At 71.2% G+C, this 2,727-nt stretch carries 4 protein-coding genes and 1 pseudogene; 1 reads left to right on the forward strand and 4 read right to left on the reverse strand.

The annotated features are described in order from the left end of the window. Nucleotides 1-325, reverse strand: a 325-nt coding sequence (locus ACYVE7_RS32185; protein WP_460370114.1) for a LysR family transcriptional regulator, incomplete at its 3' end; no start/stop codon positions are given. Between the two features lie 153 nt (nucleotides 326-478). On the opposite strand from ACYVE7_RS32185, the gene ACYVE7_RS32190 reads away from it, so the two are divergent. After that, nucleotides 479-1,345: a DUF72 domain-containing protein gene (locus ACYVE7_RS32190; RefSeq protein WP_460370116.1), complete on the forward strand. Its 867-nt coding sequence runs from the start codon at nucleotides 479-481 to the stop codon at nucleotides 1,343-1,345. A gap of 11 nt (nucleotides 1,346-1,356) precedes the next feature. Here ACYVE7_RS32190 and ACYVE7_RS32195 read toward each other — a convergent pair whose 3' ends face one another. The 3 genes and pseudogenes from ACYVE7_RS32195 to ACYVE7_RS32205 form a co-directional block, all read right to left on the reverse strand. After that, nucleotides 1,357-1,638: an Lrp/AsnC family transcriptional regulator gene (locus ACYVE7_RS32195; protein ID WP_460370117.1), complete on the reverse strand. Its 282-nt coding sequence runs from the start codon at nucleotides 1,636-1,638 to the stop codon at nucleotides 1,357-1,359. Nucleotides 1,639-1,683: 45 nt separating this feature from the next. Further along, nucleotides 1,684-2,430: a rhomboid family intramembrane serine protease gene (locus ACYVE7_RS32200; RefSeq protein WP_460370118.1), complete on the reverse strand. Its 747-nt coding sequence runs from the start codon at nucleotides 2,428-2,430 to the stop codon at nucleotides 1,684-1,686. Between the two features lie 25 nt (nucleotides 2,431-2,455). Beyond that, nucleotides 2,456-2,727, reverse strand: a pseudogene (locus tag ACYVE7_RS32205) (DEDD exonuclease domain-containing protein); the annotation flags it as partial.

The following is a 2,727-nucleotide window of genomic DNA, read 5'->3' on the forward strand; positions in this document are numbered from 1 at the left end:
CCAGCAGCCGGGGGAGCGTGTCGTAGGCGACGCTCGGCACGTAGCCGACCCGGACGGTGCCGCGGGTGGCGGCCAGCCGGGTCCGCTCGACCAGCAGGTCGGCCTCGGCGAGCAGCCGCCGCGCCGATTCGACGAAGATCTCCCCTGCGGGCGTGAGCGCGGTGGGGCGCCGCTGGAACAGCGGGACGCCCAGCTCCCGCTCCAGGGCCGCGATCTGGCGGCTGAGGGGCGGCTGGGCCATGTGGAGCCGGTCGGCGGCCCGCTGGAAGCCGCCCTCCTCGGCCACCGCGATCACATAGCGCAGCACCCGCAACTCGATCGACATACCGCAAAGGTATCTGCCCAGACCAAACGAATATTGGACGCTATGGACAGCATCGGCGGATGATGACGGTTCCTCCCTGCGGGGGCGGGGAGGAGAACTTCGGGCCAGCGGCCCGTGCGCCCGGCCCGTGCGACGTTCGGTACCGTCGCCTCCATGGAGAATCCCGCCCTGCGGCTCGATGTGGGCTGCGCGATGTGGACCCTCGGACCGTGGCGCGGCCGGTACCTGCCCCATCCGCTGCCCGCCGAGGAGCGGCTGCGCGCTTACGCGAGCTGGTGCACCGCCGTCGAGGGGAACACCACCTTCTACGCCGTCCCGTCGCGGCAGACCGCCGAGATGTGGGCGCGGCAGGTCGACGAGTCGTTCCGTTTCGTGCTGAAGATCCCCAAGACGGTCAGCCATGAGCGGCGGCTGACCGGGGTGGAGCAGCCGATGCGGGCCTTCCTCGACGCCGTGGAGCCCCTGGAGAAGACCTCCAGCGCCCTCTGGGTGCAGCTCCCCGGCTCGTTCGGCCCCGGCGACGTGCCCGTGCTGGCGGCGTTCCTGCGGCGGCTGCCGCGCGGGTTCGGCAGCGCCGTCGAGGTGCGGCATCCGGCGTTCTTCACCGATCCCGCGGCGATCGGCGCGCTGGAGCGGGCGCTCGCCCGCACCGGCACCGAGTGGGTCCCGTTCGACACGGTCGCGTTCTTCGAGGCCCCGCCCACCAGCGACGCCGAACGCGACGCGTGGACCAAGAAACCGCGGCTGCCGCGCCGCGCGACCGCGCTGACGGGACGTCCCGTCGTGCGCTATCTGGGCCGTGACGACGACGCGCGGACCGTCGAGGGCTGGCGGTTCTGGGTGGAGACCGCGGCGGGCTGGCTCCGTGAGGGGCGCAGCCCGACGGTCTTCGTGCACACGCCGGACAACGTCCGGTCGCTGCCGCTGGCCCGGCGGTTCCACGACGAGGTCAGGGCGCTGGTCCCGGCGCTGGCGCCGCTTCCCGAGCCGCTGCCCGCCGAGCCGCCGGCCCTGTTCTGAGCCGGTGCGCCCTACTCGGGCAGTCCGGCCGAGAAGACGGTGTCGAGGTCGTGCCGGGAGTAGGCGCGGAAGGCGATGTGGGTCTCGGTGTGCAGCACGCCGGCGACCTTGTTGATCCGTCCGGGCACGACCTCCGCGATCTCCTCGTGGCGGCGGACCCGGATCATCGCGAGCAGGTCGTGGTCGCCGGTGATCGAGTAGACCTCGCTGACGCCGTCGAGCGTGACGATCGCCTCAGCGACCTCGGCGATACGGTCGACCTCGGCCTGGATGAGGACGATGGCGGTGATCAAGGTGGTGCCTCCTTCGGTGCGGACCTTGAGGACTCTAAGAGGACTCTAATGGCGTCCGGTGAGGAGCGCGGAGCGGCGGGTGGCCCACGGGGTGCGGGCCAGCAGGCCGAGCGCGGCGCCCGCGACGAACCCGTAGATGTGGGCGACGTAGGCGACGTTGTCGTCCGAGGCGCCCAGGCTCAGCCACTGCAGGATGAAGAACTGGCCGAGCACCACCCAGGCGGGCAGCCGGAACGGGATGACCCCCGACACCAGGGCGATGGTCCGGGAGCGCGGGAACAGCACCAGATGCGAGCCCAGCACCCCGGCGATGGCGCCGGACGCGCCGATCAGCGGGATCTCCGAGTCGGGCGAGGTCAACGCGAAACCGTAGGCGGCCGCGTAGCCGCAGACCAGGTAGAACAGCAGATAGCGCAGCCGTCCCATCCTGTCCTCGGTCGCCTGGCCGAAGACGAACAGGTAGATCATGTTGCCGAACAGGTGGAGCCAGCCGCTGTGCAGGAACATCGACGTCAGCGCCGAGACGAACGGCGACTTGTCGTAGGTCTTCTCGCCGCACTCCTCGGCGATCTCCGGGTTGAGCGGCAGCGGATCGTTGCTGGTCAGCTCGCGGGGGATCGCCCCGTACTCCTGCACGAACGTGGCGCGGTCGCACGCCTGCCGCTGCTCGCTGAGATCCCGGTGCCCGAGCGCCGCCATCGGCGTCATCAGGAACACCACGAAGTTGATCGCGATCAGCAGATACGTGACGAGCGGAGCCCGCCTGGTCGGCTGGTTGTCATACAGGGGCATCGCCACGGCGATCAGCCTAACGGCCTCAGTCGGATTTCCTCCTCGGCTCGACGTACGCGCCTTCGATCCAGGCGCGCATCCGGTCGGCGCCGCCCGCCGGGCACGCCCACACCCCTTCGACCTCGACCAGCCGCGCGCCGGGGGTGTCGAGCCAGCGCAGCAGGCACTCCATCTCCTCGGGGCTGGCCGCGTACCGGTCCTCCGACGGCAGGACGGTCTCGGCGGTGGCGATGCACGCGTCGACCGACGGCCGGTAGTGGGTGGCGTCGGGCGCGATGGTGCCGCTGCCGGCGAGAT

The organism is Actinocorallia lasiicapitis, assembly GCF_054778695.1.

Excerpts from the sequence above, each read along its gene's own strand:
- ACYVE7_RS32190 (WP_460370116.1), top strand. The coding sequence starts at position 479 with ATGGAGAATCCCGCCCTGCGGCTCGATGTGGGCTGCGCGATGTGGACC.
- ACYVE7_RS32200 (WP_460370118.1), bottom strand. The coding sequence starts at position 2,430 with ATGCCCCTGTATGACAACCAGCCGACCAGGCGGGCTCCGCTCGTCACG.